The 263-nt window shown below is 44.1% G+C and carries 1 protein-coding gene; it reads left to right on the forward strand.

Going from position 1 to position 263, the window contains the following annotated elements:
* Nucleotides 1-207: ExbD/TolR family protein (locus tag AAEZ03_RS27735; RefSeq protein WP_350583097.1), on the forward strand; the 207-nt coding region annotated here is incomplete at its 5' end.
* Nucleotides 208-263 lie beyond the last annotated feature (56 nt).

Raw genomic sequence — 263 nt, forward strand, 5'->3', positions numbered from 1 at the left:
GGTAGTAGCTCTAACTCTCAAGCGATGGACATAGAGCAAGTCTCTACGGAAGTCGGAGCATTAATTCAGCTTGAACCATTAAGACCCGTGGTAGTCAAAGCTGACCGCACCATACCTTATGAAAGCGTTATTCAATTAATGATTAGTTTGCAAGGTGCTGGTGTGCCAGCCGTTGGGTTAATGACTGATTCACCGAAGGAGAAATAGGTGGCTGGAAAATCAGATTTAACCGTACCCGTTTCTATTTCTGCCGGTATTCATAT

Source organism: Pseudomonas sp. HY2-MNA-CIBAN-0224 (assembly GCF_040310285.1).
GTDB classification, from domain to species: Bacteria; Pseudomonadota; Gammaproteobacteria; order Pseudomonadales; family Pseudomonadaceae; genus Aquipseudomonas; species Aquipseudomonas helleri.